The 16,207-nt window shown below is 66.4% G+C and carries 18 protein-coding genes; 12 read left to right on the plus strand and 6 right to left on the minus strand.

Annotated features, from left to right (window positions below; all coding sequences use genetic code 11):
* Positions 1-2: 2 nt before the first annotated feature.
* Positions 3-1,742 (minus strand): cellulase family glycosylhydrolase, encoded by a 1,740-nt coding sequence (locus D4765_RS04425; protein WP_237280256.1) that lies wholly within the window; start codon positions 1,740-1,742, stop codon positions 3-5.
* 121 nt (positions 1,743-1,863) lie between these two features.
* Here D4765_RS04425 and D4765_RS04430 point away from each other — a divergent pair, with 121 nt between their 5' ends.
* The 3 genes from D4765_RS04430 to D4765_RS04440 all read left to right on the plus strand — a co-directional run bounded on the left by D4765_RS04430 (position 1,864) and on the right by D4765_RS04440 (position 3,718).
* The gene (locus D4765_RS04430; protein WP_136641055.1) at positions 1,864-2,379 is read left to right on the plus strand and encodes a CarD family transcriptional regulator; all 516 of its coding nucleotides are present in this window, start codon (positions 1,864-1,866) and stop codon (positions 2,377-2,379) included.
* Between the two features lie 92 nt (positions 2,380-2,471).
* The gene (locus tag D4765_RS04435; RefSeq protein WP_136641056.1) at positions 2,472-3,344 is read left to right on the plus strand and encodes an HpcH/HpaI aldolase/citrate lyase family protein; all 873 of its coding nucleotides are present in this window, start codon (positions 2,472-2,474) and stop codon (positions 3,342-3,344) included.
* 110 nt (positions 3,345-3,454) lie between these two features.
* Entirely contained in the window at positions 3,455-3,718 is a 264-nt protein-coding gene (locus D4765_RS04440; RefSeq protein ID WP_136641057.1) for a thioredoxin, read from the plus strand.
* 14 nt (positions 3,719-3,732) lie between these two features.
* Here D4765_RS04440 and D4765_RS04445 read toward each other — a convergent pair whose 3' ends face one another.
* On the minus strand, positions 3,733-4,230 hold the full coding sequence (locus tag D4765_RS04445; RefSeq protein ID WP_136641058.1) for a dihydrofolate reductase: 498 nt from the start codon (positions 4,228-4,230) through the stop codon (positions 3,733-3,735).
* Positions 4,227-5,036: a thymidylate synthase gene (locus tag D4765_RS04450; protein WP_136641059.1), complete on the minus strand. Its 810-nt coding sequence runs from the start codon at positions 5,034-5,036 to the stop codon at positions 4,227-4,229. The genes D4765_RS04445 and D4765_RS04450 overlap by 4 nt, the downstream gene beginning before the upstream one ends.
* Before the next feature lie 97 nt (positions 5,037-5,133).
* Here D4765_RS04450 and D4765_RS04455 point away from each other — a divergent pair, with 97 nt between their 5' ends.
* Together D4765_RS04455 and D4765_RS04460 are read left to right on the plus strand one after the other, a co-directional pair.
* A complete protein-coding gene (locus D4765_RS04455) occupies positions 5,134-5,445 on the plus strand; it encodes an EthD family reductase (protein ID WP_136641060.1) in 312 nt (103 codons plus the stop codon).
* Positions 5,446-5,448: 3 nt separating this feature from the next.
* Positions 5,449-5,937, plus strand: a complete 489-nt coding sequence (locus tag D4765_RS04460) for a glutathione peroxidase (RefSeq protein ID WP_136641061.1) — start codon at positions 5,449-5,451, stop codon at positions 5,935-5,937.
* Here the strand turns inward: D4765_RS04460 and D4765_RS04465 are convergent.
* Positions 5,934-6,590: a PadR family transcriptional regulator gene (locus tag D4765_RS04465; protein WP_136641062.1), complete on the minus strand. Its 657-nt coding sequence runs from the start codon at positions 6,588-6,590 to the stop codon at positions 5,934-5,936. The genes D4765_RS04460 and D4765_RS04465 overlap by 4 nt on opposite strands.
* 141 nt (positions 6,591-6,731) lie before the next feature.
* Between D4765_RS04465 and D4765_RS04470 the strand changes: the two genes are divergently transcribed.
* Genes D4765_RS04470 through D4765_RS04480 form a run of 3 tightly spaced genes read left to right on the plus strand, consistent with a single transcriptional unit; the run spans position 6,732 to position 10,343 of the window.
* Positions 6,732-7,925 carry a MalY/PatB family protein gene (locus tag D4765_RS04470; protein ID WP_136641063.1) on the plus strand — a complete coding sequence of 398 codons (1,194 nt, stop codon included), beginning with the start codon at positions 6,732-6,734 and terminating at the stop codon, positions 7,923-7,925.
* Positions 7,922-9,817, plus strand: coding sequence for a Na+/H+ antiporter NhaA (nhaA, locus tag D4765_RS04475; protein ID WP_136641064.1), 1,896 nt, complete (start codon positions 7,922-7,924; stop codon positions 9,815-9,817). The genes D4765_RS04470 and nhaA overlap by 4 nt, the downstream gene beginning before the upstream one ends.
* Positions 9,818-9,857: 40 nt before the next feature.
* Positions 9,858-10,343 carry an FBP domain-containing protein gene (locus D4765_RS04480; protein WP_237280267.1) on the plus strand — a complete coding sequence of 162 codons (486 nt, stop codon included), beginning with the start codon at positions 9,858-9,860 and terminating at the stop codon, positions 10,341-10,343.
* Positions 10,344-10,361: 18 nt separating this feature from the next.
* Here D4765_RS04480 and D4765_RS04485 read toward each other — a convergent pair whose 3' ends face one another.
* Complete coding sequence (locus D4765_RS04485; protein WP_136641066.1) at positions 10,362-11,507, minus strand: VIT1/CCC1 transporter family protein; 1,146 nt, start codon at positions 11,505-11,507, stop codon at positions 10,362-10,364.
* A gap of 29 nt (positions 11,508-11,536) precedes the next feature.
* Complete coding sequence (locus D4765_RS04490; protein WP_136641067.1) at positions 11,537-12,004, minus strand: DUF5997 family protein; 468 nt, start codon at positions 12,002-12,004, stop codon at positions 11,537-11,539.
* Positions 12,005-12,026: 22 nt separating this feature from the next.
* Between D4765_RS04490 and D4765_RS04495 the strand changes: the two genes are divergently transcribed.
* The 4 genes from D4765_RS04495 to D4765_RS04510 all read left to right on the plus strand — a co-directional run bounded on the left by D4765_RS04495 (position 12,027) and on the right by D4765_RS04510 (position 16,195).
* A complete protein-coding gene (locus D4765_RS04495) occupies positions 12,027-13,052 on the plus strand; it encodes a LysR substrate-binding domain-containing protein (protein WP_161580356.1) in 1,026 nt (341 codons plus the stop codon).
* A 27-nt stretch (positions 13,053-13,079) separates the two neighbouring features.
* Positions 13,080-14,144: an NADPH:quinone reductase gene (locus D4765_RS04500; protein ID WP_136641069.1), complete on the plus strand. Its 1,065-nt coding sequence runs from the start codon at positions 13,080-13,082 to the stop codon at positions 14,142-14,144.
* Positions 14,144-15,517, plus strand: coding sequence for an alpha-amylase family protein (locus D4765_RS04505; RefSeq protein WP_136641070.1), 1,374 nt, complete (start codon positions 14,144-14,146; stop codon positions 15,515-15,517). Before D4765_RS04500 ends, D4765_RS04505 begins: the two co-directional genes overlap by 1 nt.
* Before the next feature lie 69 nt (positions 15,518-15,586).
* On the plus strand, positions 15,587-16,195 hold the full coding sequence (locus tag D4765_RS04510; protein WP_136641071.1) for a GNAT family N-acetyltransferase: 609 nt from the start codon (positions 15,587-15,589) through the stop codon (positions 16,193-16,195).
* Positions 16,196-16,207 lie beyond the last annotated feature (12 nt).

A 16,207-nucleotide genomic window follows, 5' to 3' on the forward strand; every position in this document is an offset into this window, starting at 1 on the left:
GGCTAGCGGGCAGTGACGGTGAGTCTCGGCAGCGTGGGAGCTGCCGGGGCCGCCACCTGCAGGCCCACGGAGAGTGTCTGTCCCGTGCCCACGGCGGCGCCCCAATCGACGCCGGTGCAGGTGATCGACGTCGACGCCTTCAGCGAGCACGTCATGCCCCACGCGTTGGTGATCGCGGTGGCACGGGTGTCGGGCCAGGTGACGCTCCAGCCCGAAGCTCCCGTGGTGCTGGTCACCGAGACGGTGGCCACGTAGCCGTCGGCCCATGAGCTCTGCAGTGCCCAGCTGGCGCTCGCGGCGACGGGGCCGGCGGCGCTCGCGGTGGGAGGGCCGGTGGTTCCGGGCTGCGGTTTCGGCGACGGTGACGGTGGGGGTGGCGGTGACGACGATGGTGGGGTCCCGGTGGTGGGCTTCGGCGAAGGCGCCGGTGCTGGTGTAGTGGGAGTAATCGGCAGGGTCGGCGTGGTTGTGGTGCCGGTTGACGGAACGGGTGTCGGTGTCTGAACGGGAACCGGTGCCCCGGCGCCGAGCAGGGGTTTGAGTGCGCTGAGCTTGGCCGCCTGGGGAGTGACCCAGTCGTCTTTCACCAGGCCGCCGGTGTCGCCGCTGTCGGGGTTGAACGACCAGTAGGCGAAACTGATGCCCGTGTTTGCGAGGTAGCTGACGATCGACGTCATCCACTTCGTATCAGAGGGGGTTGCGAGCGTGCTGCCGAATTCTCCGAGCAGCACGGGCGCGATATTCGACTTCGCGAGGTAGCCCCAGTTCTTGTCCCACAGCGGCGCGAGGTTCGCCGGGTAGTTCGCCGCGCTGAACCAGCTCTGGGTGTAGACCGACGACGGGTAGTCGTGGGGCGAGTAGACGACCTGGTGGGCGACCGACAGGGTCACCGGTTTCGCCTTGACCCCGCCGAGCGCACCGCCCCACCATGTAGTGGTGCCGTCGGGCTGTCTGTCGGTGCCCTCGACGATGACGAGCAGTTTCGGGTTGACGCCGAGCACGGCGTTTCCTCCGCGGGTGGCCGCGGCCTGCCAGTCGACGGCCGCAGTGCCGCAGCCCCAGCAGGCTGACCCGTGCGGCTCGTTGTGCAGGTCGACCCCGATGACGGTGGGGTTCGACGCGTAGCGTTTGGCGAGCATCCGCCAGTCTGAGAGCCAGGTGGATTCGGGGTACTGGGCCGTGTACCAGAGTTCTGACTGTGCGCCGGAGTCGGGGCGATGCTGGTCGAGAATGACGCTGAGGCCGTAGACCTTGGCGCGGGCGACGACGGCGTCTAAGACGAGCAGCGGCGAGAGATTCTTCAGGGTGGGATTGACGGCGTAGTTGATCGAGGTGGTGGCCTGGGCGGCCAGGCACTCGTTCGAGTACGGCAGGCGGATGGTGTTGAACCCCATCGATCTGATCTGGGCGAGCCCGGCGTCGAGGCTGATGCTCCAGAGGCCGTGGGGTGCGCAGTTCGATGTCTCCATGCCGAACCAGGCGGCGGCCTTGATGACGTAGGTCTTGCCGGTGCTGTCTTTGATGCTGCCGCCGTCGGTGTGCAGCCAGCCGGAGGGGGTGGTCGTCGGCGCGGGCGTGGTGGCGGTCGCCCCGCCGGCGGTGCTCGCCGCGGTCGCTGCAGTGGCAGAGGTGAGGCTCAGGCCCCCCGCCGCGAGAAGCAGTGCGATCGCGCCGGCGGCGAGGCGCCGCAGACCGGATCTGACCAGCGTTCTGTGGGCTGATCTGTACCCCGAATCGTGCACGCTGGGCCCCCTGTAAGAACCTCATCTGCCCCGGCGGGGAGCATACCGTAGAACTGGTAGAATTGACGTCGGCCTATTTTCGCTGGTCGAATGCACGACAAACGGATTGAGGCATACTCGCATGAACTTCGAAGTCGGAGAAACCTTGGTTTACCCGCACCACGGTGCGGTCACCATTACACACGTCGAAACCCGCACGATCAAGGGTGTCGAAAAAACCTATCTCACGATGAGCGTGCACACCAGCGAACTCACCATCAAGCTCCCGGTCGACAACATCGACCTCGTGGGCGTTCGAGACGTCATCGACGACGCCGGTGTCGAAGCGGTCTACGACGTTCTGCGCAACCCGTTCGTCGAAGAGCCGGGCAACTGGTCGCGCCGGTACAAGGCCAACCAGGAGAAGATGGCCAGCGGCAGCGTCTTTCGGGTCGGCGAGGTTGTTCGTGACCTCTGGCGCCGCGACGTCGAGCGCGGTGTCTCGGCCGGCGAGAAGCGCATGCTTCTGAAGGCGCGCCAGATTCTCGTCTCCGAACTCGCGCTTGCGCAGAGCATGACAGACGAAGAGGCCTCAGCGGCGCTCGACGCCGTGCTCGCCACCGTGACCGTGGGCGTCGAAGCCAACACCACGGCCTGAACTGCCTGAGCTGCTTGAGCTGCTTGAGTAGCTTCGCGGCTCGAACAGTTTCACCACCGCACCCGAACACACTGCCGTAGAGAAGGTCGTCGATGACGTTTACCCCCGAACGAGAAACCTCCGCCTCGTCGCCTGACACCCGCCGCGGTGTCTCGGCTGAGATCGCCCGCTCGTGGCTGCTGGTGAATGCCACACGGCCCGAGACCTTCGATCAGGTGGCCGCCTCGCGCGCCGACCAGATCATTCTCGACATCGAAGACGCGGTCGACCCGAAAGCAAAACCAGCCGCCCGTGAAGGCGTGGCGCGCTGGCTGAGCGAGGGCGGCAGCGCCTGGGTGCGCATCAACGACCGCACCACCGACTTCTGGTCGGGTGACGTGGATGCCCTGAAAGGCATTCCCGGTCTGAGGGGTGTCATGCTGGCCAAGACCGAGGCCGGCGCGCACGTCTCCGAGACGTTCGACCGGCTGGGCGGCAGCACTCCGGTCATCGCGCTCATCGAGTCGGCGCTGGGAATCGAAGAGGCCCGCTCCATTGCTGAGGCGCGCGGCGCGTTCCGCTTGGCGTTCGGCAGCGGTGACTATCGGCGCGACACCGGAACCGGTGCCGACGACCTCGCCATGGCGTACCCGCGCTCGCGCCTCGTGGTGGCGAGCCGCATCGGCAAGCTTCCCGGCCCGATCGACGGCCCTACGGTGGGCAGCAGCCATCCGGTGCTGCGTGAACAGTCGGCGCTCGCCGTCACACTCGGCCTCACAGGCAAGCTCTGCCTCGACGTCGAGCAGCTACCCGTCATCAACGAGGTCATCAGCCCCACCCGCTCAGACGCCACGTGGGCCCGCGACTTTCTCGCCGACTTCGAGTCGCGCGGCCGCGTCATTCGCGACGGCAGCGACCTGCCTCGCCTCGGCCGCGCGCAGAAGATCGACAAGCTGGCTCAGGCGTTCGGCATCAAGCCGCTGTAGAGCGAGGTTCTGTAGGTCGAGCTGCCGAAGGTCGAGGTGCGGCTGCCAGTTCGAAGCACTCCGGTGCGCCGCGCGGGAATGTTCGGGGCTGCCGTGCGGCTGTACCCAGAGTGAAGGTTGAACTCTGGTCGTCGTCGTTCTGCGGAGCGTGCGCCTCGACGCGCGCCGTGATCGAACAGGCACAGTGGCTTGTAGCCGGCGTGACTCTCAGTGAGCGCAACGTGGCACTCGCCCCTGACGCTGCCGAACTCGCCCGCATCGAGGCCACGCCCACCGTCATCTTCTCCTCCGACGACGGCACCGAGGTCTTTCGCTCGGCTGGCGTGCCGACCATCCACCAGGTGCTCGCCGGCCTCGCCCTCGCCGCGGGCTGACGTCGCCCCGCGGGTCAGCGGCTGTGGGCGTGGGTGTGGGTGACGAAACGGTACCGGATGCCCGTTCGGGAGATGGCCCAGGCCGTGGCGGTGCTCTGCCACGAGTCGCCCGGCCTCGGCGCAACGGTGTCACCCGCGACGTCGAGGTCGACCTCTGTCACCTCGAGCCGGGCGGCGTGAGAGATGCTCTGGCGGTAGAGCTCGCCGCCCCCGATGACCCAGAGCGGAGCATCCGGAGCCGTGAAGCGGGGCAGAACCTCGTCGAGCGAGTGCACCACCTCGGCGCCGCGGCTCGACCAGCCTGGGTCGCGCGTGAGCACGAGGTTCTGCCGGCCCGGCAGGGGGCGAAAGCGTTCGGGCAGCGAATCCCAGGTGCGCCGGCCCATGAGCACAGTGCCGCCGGTGGTCACCTCGCGAAAGTGCGCGAGGTCTTCGGGCACGTGCCAGGGAATACCGCCGCCGTCGCCGATGACCCCGCCCCGGGCTTCGGCCCAGATCAGCGAGACGCTCACACCGCGACCGGCGCCTTGATGGCCGGGTGGTGCTGGTAGTTCACGACCGCGAAGTCGTCATAGGTGTAGTCGAAGATGCTCGCGGGGGTGCGCGTCAGTTCGAGGGTCGGCAGAGGGAAAGGCGACCGACTGAGCTGCTCGATGACCTGCTCGCGGTGGTTGTCGTAGATGTGGCAGTCACCGCCCGTCCAGATGAAGTCGCCCACCTCGAGGCCGGCCTGCGCCGCCACCAGGTGGGTGAGCAGGGCGTAGCTGGCGATGTTGAAGGGAACCCCGAGAAACAGGTCGGCGCTCCGCTGGTACAGCTGGCATGAGAGCTTGCCGTCGGCCACGTAGAACTGGAAGAACGCGTGGCAGGGCGCGAGCGCCATCTGCGGAATGTCGGCCACATTCCACGCCGACACGATCATGCGCCGCGAGTCGGGGTCGGTCTTCAGCGTTTCGATGACCTGGCTGATCTGGTCGATGTGCGAGCCGTCGGGCGTGGGCCACGAGCGCCACTGCACGCCGTACACCGGGCCGAGTTCGCCAGCGGCGTCGGCCCACTCGTTCCAGATGCTGACGCCGTTCTCCTGCAGCCAGCCCACGTTGCTCTCGCCGCGCAGAAACCACAGCAGCTCGTAGGCGATCGACTTGAAGTGCACCCGTTTGGTGGTGATCAACGGAAACCCCTGCGAGAGGTCGAAGCGCAACTGCGCGCCGAACACACTCGTGGTGCCGGTGCCCGTGCGGTCACCCTTCGCAACTCCCTCGGCGAGCGTGTGGCGTAGCAGGTCTTCGTAGGGGGTGGCGAGTGAATTAGTCATCCCTGTGAGCGTAATACGCACGTACGATGAAAGCACGCGCTCCGCACGGCGACGAGCGGATGCCCGTTCTCTGACAATCGACAAGAAGGCGTGTGCCATGCCAACAAAACTCACTGTCATCTACGACAACCCCACCGACGCAGAGGCCTTCGAAGAGGGCTACGCGCGTGAACAGGTGGCGCTGGCGAAGAAGGTTCCCGGGCTCATCCGGTTCGAATCGTCGAAGGTGTGGCCGAAAGAAGACGGCACCCCAACGCCCGCGTACCGCATGATCGACTTGTACTTCGACGACTACGACTCGGCCAGCGCGGCCGTCGCCACGCCCGAGGCCGCTCTGTTGTTCCCGTCGATCTTCGGCCTCGCCACCGGTGGCGTTCGGCTGCTGTTCTCCGACATCGAAGAGAGCTGACGCGTGCCTGAGCTCAACGACATCGCCATTACCACCATCGACGGCGGTGAGACCACCCTCGCCGAGTTCGGCGACCAGGTGAAGCTCGTCGTCAACGTGGCCTCGCGGTGCGGTCTCGCGCCGCAGTACAACAAGCTCGAGCAGCTGCAGAAGACCTACGGTGACCGTGGCTTCACCGTGCTCGGGTTTCCGAGCAACCAGTTTCTGCAGGAGCTCGGCACCGAAGAGGCCATCAAGGAGTACTGCTCAACGACCTGGGGCATCACGTTTCCCATGTTCGAGAAGATCAAGGTGAACGGCCGTTCGGCCCACCCGCTCTACGCCGAGCTGAAGAAGACTCCGGATGCCCAGGGCAAGGCCGGGCGGGTGACCTGGAACTTCGAGAAGTTCGTCATCACCCCGTCGGGTGAGGTTCACCGCTTCCGCCCGCGCACCGAGCCAGACGACCCCGAGATCATCGGGTTGATCGAGCGGTCGCTGCCCGCCGTTTAGTCGGCGAGGATCAGGTAGAGGGCGCGGCGCGCCTCGTCGAGCTTCTCGATGGCGGCGGTGCGCTGCGCCTCTGTTGCGCCGTGCCGAAACTGCTGAACGACGCCCATGAGCTTGCCGACGCTCTCGATGAACGCAGTGTCTTGGGCGTTGCGGCCGGGGGTCGCCTCCCACGCCTTCTTCAGTTCGTCTTCGTGCTCGGCGAGGTAGGCCCGACCGGCGTGAGTGAGCTCGTACTCGGTGCGGCGACCGTCGCCAGAAGAGGCGATCAGCTCCTCATCGACGAGCTGCTGAAGCGTGGGGTAGACCGAGCCGGGGCTCGGGCGCCACGTGCCGCCGGTGCGTTCCGCGATGGCCTTGATCATGCCGTAGCCATTTGAAGGGCCATCGGCCAGCAGCGACAGGATGACCGAGCGAATGTCGCCCTTGCCTGCCCGCCGGTTGCCGCGGGGCCCGAAGCCCGGGCCGAACCCGCCGCCGAGGGGGCCGAAACCGCCGGGGCCGAAGCCGCGGCCTTCTCCGCCGCCGAACCCGCCGCCGAAGTTGCGGTGTTCGAAGCTGCGGTGTTCTGAATTGTGATGACCACCGTTGTGGTGGCCCGAGTCGTGCTGGCGCCCGAAGGGCGTGTTCTCTGAGTTGATGTGATTGCGGTTCATTATCGCGTTCACCTTTCTGATGATTGATGTATCACCGAGTATCGGCGATGGGTTAAAGATATATCGCTATATATCGTTAAGTCAAGCAGGCGAACAAAAATGATTCGTCGATCGGTGGGCAGCATCGGGCAGACTGGGGCAATGCCCGCTGTTCCTGCAGATTCCCTTCGCTCAGACACGCTCGACCTTCTTCGCCAGCGCACCAGCGCCAAGTGGCGCACCTACCCGAACGACGTGCTCCCCCTGTTCGTCGCCGAGATGGATTACCCTCTCGCCGCTCCCCTCGCCGCAGCCTTCCGGGCCGTGATCGAACGCTCAGACGTGGGCTACATCGGTTCGCCCGATGCGGTGGGCACCGCCTTCAGTTCGTTCGCTGCCACACGGTGGGGGTGGAGCATCGATGCCACGGGCATCCGCACCACCACCGATGTGAGCGTGGCGATCGTCGAGACCCTGCGCCAGGCCGTGGCCCCCGGCTCGGCAATCGTGATCATGCCGCCGGTCTATGCGCCGTTCTTTGAGCTGGTGCCCGAAGCGGGCTGTGTGGTGGTCGAAGTGCCGTTGAACGACGACGGCGAGACATGCTCGATCGACCTCGACGGTCTCGAACGGGCGTTCGAGGCCGGTGCGAAGGGGGTGCTGCTCTGCAACCCGCACAATCCGTTGGGGCTCGTGCACACCAGGGAGACGCTGTCGGCGGTCGCTGCGCTGGCCGAGCGGTATGGCGCCATCGTTGTGAGCGACGAGATCCATGGGCCGCTGGTGCACCCCGGCGTCACGTTCACGCCGTACCTCAGCGTCTCTGATGCCGCACGCCGGCACGCGGTGGCGGTCACCTCGGCGAGCAAGGGCTGGAACGTCGCTGGTGCCAAGTGCGCTCTCATGGTCGCTGCGGGCCCCGAGATGCTTGCTCTGCTCGACGCGATGCCCGCCGAGGTGAGCATGCGCACCAGCCAGTTCGGGTTGCACGGCAGCGTGGCCGCCTTCACCGACGGCGAACCGTGGCTCGACGGGGCACTCGCGTGCATCGGTCGGAGCGCCGACCTGCTCGAAGAGTTGCTCGCCGAACACCTGCCCGAAGTGCGGTTTCGTCGCCCGCAGGCGAGCTACCTGGCGTGGCTCGACTTCAGGGCTCTCGCCTGGGGCGACGACCCGAGCATCCGGGCGCTCGAGGAGGCAGCGGTTGCTCTGAACCCGGGCCCCTCGTTCGGCTCGCCGGGCAGGGGGTTCGCGCGGCTGAACCTGGCGTGCTCGGCGGAGGTGCTGACAGAGGCAGTACGGCGCCTGGCGTCGGCCGAGGCGGCGGCGGGCGCGGGCAGAGGCACTGACCGATGACGGCTGGCGCAGAGAGCCCCGAGGTCACTGAGGGTGATCGCGCGCCGTTCTTTCCCCGGCTTCGAGAGAAGCTGAATCAACGGAGAGGCTTCTCTGACACCGAGAAGACGGCCGCGGCGCTGCTGCTCATCGCCACCGTCGCGGCGCTGGTGTGGGCGAACTGGCCGGGCGGCAGCACGTACGACTCCTTCTGGCACTCGACCATCTCGCTGCGTATCGGCGGCTCGTCGCTCGAACTCGACTTTCGGTCGGTGGTCAACGAAGCGCTGATGACGCTGTTCTTCTTCGTTGTGGGGCTCGAGGTGAAACGTGAATTCGCGCTGGGGGAGCTCAGCGACTGGTCGCGTGCGGTGGTGCCCGTGGCTGCCGCCATAGCGGGTCTGGCGATTCCCGCCGTGATCTTTCTGGCCATCAACCCGAGCGGTGAGACGGCCCACGCGTGGGGAGTCGTCATCTCGAGCGACACGGCATTTCTGCTCGGGGCCCTCGCCATCGTCGGGCCCCGGCTGCCCGGGCATCTGCGCATCTTTCTCCTCGCACTCGCCGTTGTCGACGACGTCGGTGCGCTCGCGGTCATTGCCATCTTCTACACCGGGCACCTCGACATAGTTCCGCTGGTCGTGGCCGTGCTCGGGCTGGCTGTCATCTGGTCTCTGAGGTACCTGCGACTCGGCCAGGGGCCGGCCTACGTGGTGTTCTCCATCGTCGTGTGGGTCGCGCTGTATGCCTCTGGCGTGCAACCCACCCTGGCTGGAGTCGCCATTGCGCTGGCGATTCCGGTCTACGCGCCGCGGCGGCGCGAAGTTGAGAACGCGGCGGCTCTCAGCCGGGCGTTCCGCCAATCGCCGAACCCCGCATACGCGCAGGCTGCCGTCAGGGGCCTGCTCGGGTCTGTCTCGGTGAACGATCGGCTGCACACGCTCTACTCGCCCTACACGAGCTTCATCATTCTGCCGGTGTTCGCGCTGGCCAACGCCGGGGTTCATCTCACCGGCGAGACGCTGGCGGCGGCCATCCGGTCACCCCTCACCTGGGGTGTGGTGGCGGGGCTCGTCATCGGCAAGCTCGTGGGCATCACCGGAATCACGGCTCTCATCAAGGTACTGAAACTCGGCGTACTCGCGCCCGGTCTCACCCTGGGCCGAGTGGCCGGCGGGGCCGCGCTCTCAGGCATCGGGTTCACTATCTCGCTGTTCATCATCGATCTTGCCATCACCGATCCGCAGCAGCAAGACGAAGCGCGCGTCGGCGTGCTCGCGGCGTCGCTCATCGCCTTTCTGCTCGGCTGGGCGGTGTTCAGAATCGTCGACAGGGTGCAGCCTCCGTCGCGCATGAGCCAGGTGCTCGCCAGACCCGTCGACCCTCGGCGCGACCACATCAAAGGGCCGCTGGATGCCCCGCTCACGCTGGTCGAATACGGCGACTTCGAGTGCCCCTTCTGTTCGAAGGCAACGGGGTCGATCGATGAGGTTCGCGCGCACTTCGGCGATGACCTCCGGTATGTCTGGAGACACTTGCCGCTCACTCGGGTTCACCCGCACGCGCTCCTCGCGGCGCGCGCCAGCGAGGCCGCAGCGCTGCAGGGGCGGTTCTTCGATCTGTCGCCTGTGATGTTCGAGAATCAAGACGAACTCGAGTTCGACGACCTGCTCGGCTACGCGGCCGCCCTCGGGCTCGATCTCGACCGATTCGAAGAAGACATGCGCTCAAGCGACGTGGTGAATCGCGTGCGTGACGACACGATCGACGCCGACCTGATGGACGTGCACTCGACACCGACCTTCTTCATCGACGGCAAGCGGCACCACGGGCCCTACGACGCGGCGAGCCTCATTCGTGAGTTGAACCTGACCCGGCCGCTCTCGGGTGCCCCGCGCACGACGCAGGTTTAGGCTGGAAGCTCGGATGCAAGGGAGTGTGTGAGTGAAGAGAATGACCGGCATCGAGATACGGCATTCGCTTGTCAACGGGTCGGCAACCGAGGCTGCAAACCTGGTGCTGCCCTCGAATTTCGTCGAACTCGACTGGGAGAACCTCGACTACCTGGGCTGGCGCGACTCGCATTCGCCTCACCTGGGGTACATCATCCGGTGGCAGGGGGAGAAGCCGATGGGCATCGTCGTTCGCGAAGCAGACGGGCCCCTGTCGAAGCGACGCATGATGATGTGCCAGCTCTGCCGGGCAACCCACACCGGGCACGGCGTCTCGCTGTTCAGCGCCAGGCGCGCAGGTGAGGCGGGCATGAACGGCAACACCGTGGGCACGTACATCTGTGCCAACCTGGGGTGTTCGGGCAACATTCGAGTCGACGTGCCGCAGGCGTCGTACTACTCAGACCCCGAGAGTGTTCTGGCAGAGAAGGTGATGGGGCTCGAAACTCGGGTGAGCGGGTTCATGCTCGATGTGATGCGGCCGTGATACGCGGGGCGGTGCGGGTTACGCGCTGCCGAAGAGCAGGCCGAGCAGGTAGGTGACGGCTGCGGCGCCATAGCCGATGAGCAGCTGGCGAAGTGCTCGCCGAAGCGGCGGGCCTCCCGACAGGATGCCCACAATGGCCCCGGTGCCGAGCAACGCGATGCCCACCAGCACTGCCGCCACGATCAGCGCGGGCAGGCCCTGCAGGCCGAACAGGTAGGGCAGCACAGGAATCACGGCGCCCGAGGCGAAGAAGCAGAAACTCGAGATGGCTGCGCTGAGGCCGGTTCCGACGGCTTCGTGCTCGTCGACCTCTTCGTGGGCGGCAGGGTCGGCGACGGAGGACACGGCGGCCTCCGCGACGATGTCTGAGGTTGCAGACGTCGCGAGGGCGGGAACGGGTGGGAGGGCATCCAGAGCCGCAGGGTGGTTCAGCACCTCGCGGGCGTGGGCCTCGGCTTCGTCGGGTGACATGCCCCTGGCGCGGTACACGAGCGCGAGTTCGTTCGCGTTCACGTCGAGGTGCGGCACAGCCTGGGTGGCTTCGGGGCTGGGGGTGGAGGCCTCGAGCAGCTCGCGCTGCGAACGCACGGAGACGTACTCGCCTGCTCCCATCGAGAGGGCGCCGGCGAGGAGGCCGGCGAGGCCGGTGACGAGTACGACGGAGTTGGGAACGCCGCTGGCGGAGATTCCGATGACCAGGGCCAGGTTGCTCACCAGGCCGTCATTGGCCCCGAACACTGCGGCGCGAAAGGTGCCCGAGAGGCGGTTGCGGCCGCGCGCGGCGAGCCCGCGAACCACTTCGGCGTGCACCTGCTCGTCGGCTGCCATCGCCGCGGTGGCGTCGGAATCGGTGGCATACGGCGAGCGGGTCTCGGCCCGCTGCGCGAGAGCGAGAACGAACACAGACCCGAAGCGCCGGGCCAGAAAACCGAGCACGCGCGTACGCACGTCGCCCCGGTGCGCGCGGCCCACGTTGTCACCGAGCAGCTCACGCCAATGCGACTCGTGTCGGGCCTCGGCCTCGGCGAGGGCCAGCAGAATGGCGCGCTCTTCGCCGGTGCGACGCTCGGCGAGATCGCGGTAGACAGAGGCTTCGGCCTGCTCGTCGGCCATGTACTGACGCCAGCGACGGAGGTCGGCGGCGCGAGGCGGTGTCGAGGTCATGGCTCCGGTCTCAGCGGTGGGCGGTGGGGTCAGCGCTTCTTCTTGGCTGCGGCCGGGCTCTTGGGAGCAACGGCATTGGGGTTCGTGCGGGCGTGGCGTTCGGCGCGCTCTTTGGCGGCCAGCTTCTCGGCGCGCTCGGTCTTGATGCGCGCGTTCTCCTCGTGTACTCCGGCCTGGCGGGCGCGTTCGACGACGAGCCACTCGGGCGGGGCGGCGAGCAGCGCCTTGATCTCCGCCGTCGTGAATGGGTCGTCTACTCCGGCCCTCGTGAGGCCCGAGATCGAGATGCCGAGCTTGCGCGCGACTTCCTGCCGGGGGTGCGGCCCGTTCAGGCGCAACTCGACGAGCCACTCGGGAGGGCTCTCGAGCAGGGCGTTCAATTCGGCCCGTGTCACGTCGACGCCGTGAAACTCGGCCGGCGCTGCGGGCAGGTAGATGCCCAGCTTTTTTGCGGCGGTTTCGGGTTTCATTGTCTGGGGCGATTTCTGCGCGGTCATGAGGCCAGCGTATCCTGAAGCATTGAGCGGTAATATCGCGCGTCGAGTGGCGCGCGGCAAATATCGCTTGGCGAAGTTCGAGCGGTGCAGAGTGCGCGGCGACAAGATGATCGGGGCCGGCATGAGCGACAACCCGTTCGACGAGGTTCCGCCCTTTCGTATCGCCTTCGCCGTCGGGGTGACGGTGACGAAGTGGACCAGGCTCTGGCAGGAGCGCCACCCCGATGTTCCGCTGAGCGTGTTCCGCAGTGAACCGGGGCTGCAGACGGCGGTGCTCGGGGCTGGCGTTGCTGACGACGACGTCATCGCTGAGGTGAGTGCTGACGTGAGTTTTGTGCGGTTGCCGATCGATGCTGAGGCACTCAGCGTGATCAACCTGTACCAGGAGGTTCAGGTTGTCATGGTGTCTCGCGACCACGCTGTCGCAGCGGTCGACGAGGTGACGGTGTCTGACCTGGCCGATGAGCATCTGCTGCAGAACCCTGACGACGTGCCGGAGTGGCGCGACGTCGCGGCCGAGCTGCAGGATGGTTCGCGCAGGCCGCTGCGGGGCATCCAGAGCCTCGACGACGCCGTGGAACAGGTTGCGGCCGGCGTGGGTGTTGTCATTGTTCCCCAGTCGCTTGCCCGCATGCACACGCGCAAAGACGTGGTGTACCGGCCCGTGACCGACGTTGCCGAGACCCAGATCGCATTGGCCTGGGTGGCCGGAAACCCGTCGCCACAGGTTGCGGAGTTCATCGGAATTGTGCGCGGCCGGTCAGCGACGAGCTCGCGCGATGCCCTCGACACGACCGCGGTCATCAGCGGGGGCCGCGACGGCGAGCAAGGCCAGGTTGCGGTCAAGAAGATCGGGCCAGTGGCGAAGGCCAAAGCGAAAGCGCGCGCGGCCCAGGCCGCCGAAGATGCTGCCGCGGGCAAGCGCGGTTCTGGTGCCGGTAAGTCTGGCGGGGGCGCGTCAGGCGCGGCCGCGGCCCGCAAGAAGAAACAGTCTGACCAGGCGAACGCCGCGCAGGCCAGACGACGAAAATTCGGCGGCAAGCGCTGAAACAAGCTCCGCGAGAAAGGCGGCCCCATGAAAGCCATCATCTACACTCGTACCGGTTCGCCGGAGGTACTCGAACTGGTCGATCGTGAGCCAGGCGTCGTCGGCCCGGCCGACGTGCGAGTTCGCATCTGTGTGTCTGGTGTCAACCCGACCGACTGGAAGTCGCGGTCCGGCAACGGCGTGACGCGCGAGCTCGAGCACGAGCAGGTGCCGAATCAAGACGGTGCCGGCGTCGTGGATGCGGTGGGTAGCGCGGTCACCCGTTTCTCAGTGGGCGACAAGGTGTGGGTGCGCGACACTGCGTATCAGCGGGCCACCGGAACCGCGCAGCAGTTCACGGTTCTGCCCGAACACCTCGTCAACGCTCTGCCGGCGGGCGTCTCATACGATGTCGGTGCGTCACTCGGAATTCCCGCCCTCACCGCCCACCGTGCTCTCACCTCGCGCGAGACCGGACCCGATCGACTCGCTCCTGGGTCGCTCGCCGGGATCGTCGTGCTTGTTGCTGGGGGCGCGGGTGCCGTCGGCCACGCAGCCATTCAACTGGCTGTGTGGGCTGGCGCAACCGTGATCACGACGGTGAGCGGCCCCGCCAAGGCAGAACTCGCCCATGCGGCGGGTGCCCACCACGTCATCGACTACCGCAGCGAGAACGTCGTCGAGAGGGTTGCGGCGATCGCGCCCCACGGTGTCGCCATCATCGTCGAGGTGAACCCGAATGCGAACCTTGCCGACGACGTACAGATGATCTCCACCGGCGGAACGATTGCCCTCTACGCTTCCGGTGAGCCCGACGAGGTGTTGGTGCCCGTTCGCGCGAGCATGACCAAGAACGTGCGGTACCAGTTCGTGCTCACCTACACGACGAGTGAGGTCGAGAAGGGCAACGCGGTCAGGGCGGTCGGGGCTGCGGCAGCCGACGGCGCCCTCGAGGTGGGTGCCGAGAATGGATTGCCGGTCATCCGGTACCCGCTGGCCGAGACGGCGGCTGCGCACCGGGCTGTCGAAGATGCGGTTGTGGGCAAGGTGCTGATCGACGTGGGGTCGCCGGTGACTCCTGTAGCGCCCGACTCTGACGAAGCGCTCAGCTGATGAGTGAACCAGCGTGGGTCGAGCACGCCGTGTTCTGGCAGCTCTACCCGCTCGGATTCGTCGGGGCCGACATCGACCCCGGCGATCGTTCGATCGACAGGCCCGTCGAGCACCGGCTCGGGCGCATCATCGGGTGGCTCGACTACGCGGTCGAACTTGGTGTGTCGGGCATCGCCTTGGGCCCGCTATTCGCATCGCAGACCCACGGATACGACACCGTCGACTTCTTTCGCATCGACCCTCGACTCGGTGACGAAGGTGACTTTGCTGCACTGATCGGTGCGGCGCACGAGCGAGGCCTGCGGGTGGTGCTCGACGGCGTGTTCAACCACGTGGGGCGTGAGTTCGGCCCGTTTGAGCGAGTTGTTGCCAGTGGTGCTGGTTCTGGTGAGTCGCCGTTGCGGTGGTTTCGGCTCACGGGCCGCGGGCCTTCGGGTGACCCCGTGTTCGAGAACTTCGAGGGGCACGACGCCTTGGTCGCCCTGAACCATGATGAACCTGCCGTTGCCGACTTCGTGACCCACGTGATGACGTACTGGCTCGATCGCGGCGTCGACGGCTGGCGCCTCGATGCCGCCTATGCCGTGCCTTCAGCGTTCTGGGCGACAGTGCTGCCCAGGGTTCGCGCCACGCACCCTGACGTCTATATTTTCGGCGAGGTGATTCACGGCGACTATGCCGACAGTGTTGCTGAGGGCACCCTCGATTCGCTCACCCAGTACGAGTTGTGGAAGGCCATCTGGAGCTCTATCTCCGATGCGAACTTCTTCGAACTCGCAGCAGCGCTTGACCGCCACAACGCGTTTCTGAGCAGTTTTACGCCCGTCACTTTTGTAGGCAACCACGACGTGAGCCGGCTCGCAACGGTTCTGGATGACCCGCGGCACCGCGAGCACGCTCACGTCATTCTGCTCACGGTCGGCGGCACCCCCACCATCTACTACGGCGACGAGCAAGGGTTCACTGGTCTCAAAGAGGAGCGGGTCGGTGGTGATGACGCGATTCGTCCGGGATTCCCGGCCGACGGGCATGCGGCCCTGCCTGCTGACGGGTGGAACACCTACCGACTCCATCAGAACCTGATCGGCTTGCGCCGGAGACACCCGTGGCTTCACCGGGCGCAGTCGACCACGATTGCCCTGACGAACACCTTCTACGTGTACGAGGTGCGGTCGGGTGCTGACTCGCTGGTGGTTGCGCTCAACGTGGGTGACCGAGACGAGACGTTCGAAAGGGGTCGTGGCGGGGGAGCGTTCGATGTGCTGGCGGGGTCAGCCCGGGTCTCGTCAGGCGGGGGCGCCGCGGCGACAGCTCCCACTGATGCCGTCACTGTCACGGTTCCTGCGCACGGCTGGGCGGTGCTCGGAGCCTGACGCGGGGGCGACTGACGCTAGTGCCTCAGATCGGTGTCGCCCGCGTTGGAGCTTCGGTAGGGTCGGATCATGAATTCTCCGCTGCCCGATTTCGCCGCTGTTCCCACTCTCGTGGGTGAACGTCTCACCCTCGAGCCGCTCTCGCTCGAGCACGTGCCCGACCTCTCCGAGGCCGTCGCTGAAGGTGAACTGTGGCGAACGTGGTACACCCGCATTCCTTCGCCCGACGAAATGGCCGACGCCGTTCAACACCGGCTCGACCTGAGCGCGGCGGGTCAGTGGGTACCGTGGGCCGTTCGCCGACATGACACCAACCGAGTCGTGGGAATGACGTCGTACCTGAACATTCGGGCCGACAACCGAAAGCTCGAAATCGGCTCGACCTGGCTCGGTCGCAGCTCGCAGCGCACCGGCCTGAACACCGAGGCGAAGCTCTTGCAGCTCACTCACGCCTTCGAGACTCTCGGCTGCATCGCCGTTGAGTTTCGCACCCACTGGCACAACAGCCAGTCGCGAGCGGCGATCGCCCGGCTCGGTGCCAAACAAGACGGGGTTCTGCGCAACAACGACATCTGGCGTGACGGCACCCTGCGTGACACTGTTGTGTTTTCAATAATCGAGGGCGAATGGCCCACTGTGCGGCTCGGCCTCACCGAGAAGGTGGCTGGGCGGGCGTAGCGCCTTTCGGCT

This window comes from Subtercola vilae (assembly GCF_004923255.1).
Classification (GTDB): domain Bacteria; phylum Actinomycetota; class Actinomycetes; order Actinomycetales; family Microbacteriaceae; genus Subtercola; species Subtercola vilae.

Excerpts from the sequence above, each read along its gene's own strand:
- D4765_RS04430 (WP_136641055.1), top strand. The coding sequence starts at position 1,864 with ATGAACTTCGAAGTCGGAGAAACCTTGGTTTACCCGCACCACGGTGCG.
- D4765_RS04435 (WP_136641056.1), top strand. The coding sequence starts at position 2,472 with ATGACGTTTACCCCCGAACGAGAAACCTCCGCCTCGTCGCCTGACACC.
- D4765_RS04450 (WP_136641059.1), bottom strand. The coding sequence starts at position 5,036 with ATGACTAATTCACTCGCCACCCCCTACGAAGACCTGCTACGCCACACG.
- D4765_RS04455 (WP_136641060.1), top strand. The coding sequence starts at position 5,134 with ATGCCAACAAAACTCACTGTCATCTACGACAACCCCACCGACGCAGAG.
- D4765_RS04465 (WP_136641062.1), bottom strand. The coding sequence starts at position 6,590 with ATGAACCGCAATCACATCAACTCAGAGAACACGCCCTTCGGGCGCCAG.
- D4765_RS04470 (WP_136641063.1), top strand. The coding sequence starts at position 6,732 with ATGCCCGCTGTTCCTGCAGATTCCCTTCGCTCAGACACGCTCGACCTT.
- nhaA (WP_136641064.1), top strand. The coding sequence starts at position 7,922 with ATGACGGCTGGCGCAGAGAGCCCCGAGGTCACTGAGGGTGATCGCGCG.
- D4765_RS04480 (WP_237280267.1), top strand. The coding sequence starts at position 9,858 with ATGACCGGCATCGAGATACGGCATTCGCTTGTCAACGGGTCGGCAACC.
- D4765_RS04485 (WP_136641066.1), bottom strand. The coding sequence starts at position 11,507 with ATGACCTCGACACCGCCTCGCGCCGCCGACCTCCGTCGCTGGCGTCAG.
- D4765_RS04490 (WP_136641067.1), bottom strand. The coding sequence starts at position 12,004 with ATGACCGCGCAGAAATCGCCCCAGACAATGAAACCCGAAACCGCCGCA.
- D4765_RS04500 (WP_136641069.1), top strand. The coding sequence starts at position 13,080 with ATGAAAGCCATCATCTACACTCGTACCGGTTCGCCGGAGGTACTCGAA.
- D4765_RS04505 (WP_136641070.1), top strand. The coding sequence starts at position 14,144 with ATGAGTGAACCAGCGTGGGTCGAGCACGCCGTGTTCTGGCAGCTCTAC.
- D4765_RS04510 (WP_136641071.1), top strand. The coding sequence starts at position 15,587 with ATGAATTCTCCGCTGCCCGATTTCGCCGCTGTTCCCACTCTCGTGGGT.